We start from the raw sequence: 656 nt of genomic DNA, 5'->3' as shown, positions 1-656 counted from the left end.
TATCCTTTTCAACCTGTCCATCTGAATTAAATTTAACTTTATCTTTTCTTTTAATTTGATCATCTTTTGCAATTAAATATCCTTGAAATTTATTTGTAATAGGAAGTACTGTTGCAGTACTAGTAAATTCATCTATATCTATGCATATTCCATAAAGATCATCTTCACCACCAATTTCAACATGTGGTTCATAATGTGGTTGATTATCTTGTGATGTTGTATCAACTACTCGTTTTACTCCTCTCTTATATGGATATCCTTTAAAGAAGTAATTTTCTAGTTTATCAGTTCGACTTGTTACAGTACCACCTTGATTAGCAAAATGTAAATTTTTACTCCTAAAATCAACTGTATTACTAAAAACACCAGAATCGCTGATAGGATTCTTCATTAACTTTTTAAGAGTTTTAGCTTTTTCTTCATATTGCTTTACTAGTTCAGTTACGTTTGTAGACACTTTAACCTCCTAATTTCCTATTTTAAGAAACCGCTTTATTGCCATAAAGGGATATCTTTATTAAATATAATTTATAATCGTCTTGATTCTTTTTAGATTCATCATCACTAAGATACAAAGTATATATATTACTAAGTGCAATTGCATTAACTGATGAAGAACTAGAGGCTTTAATAACTTCTCCATTTGAATTAAAATC

2 protein-coding genes are annotated in these 656 nt (G+C 28.4%); both read right to left on the bottom strand.

Annotation, left to right across the window (positions count from 1 at the left end; translation table 11 throughout):
* A partial coding sequence (locus U881_RS0101590) for a DUF228 domain-containing protein (RefSeq protein WP_024653031.1) occupies positions 1–457 on the bottom strand: 457 nt, incomplete at its 3' end.
* A gap of 22 nt (positions 458–479) precedes the next feature.
* On the bottom strand, positions 480–656 hold a 177-nt coding region (locus U881_RS13690), incomplete at its 5' end, for a DUF228 domain-containing protein (protein WP_152520649.1).

The organism is Borrelia persica No12 (assembly GCF_000500045.1).
GTDB classification, from domain to species: domain Bacteria; phylum Spirochaetota; class Spirochaetia; order Borreliales; family Borreliaceae; genus Borrelia; species Borrelia persica.
Note: the sequence above shows the minus strand (reverse complement) of the source record. Positions and strands in the feature narration are given on the sequence as shown.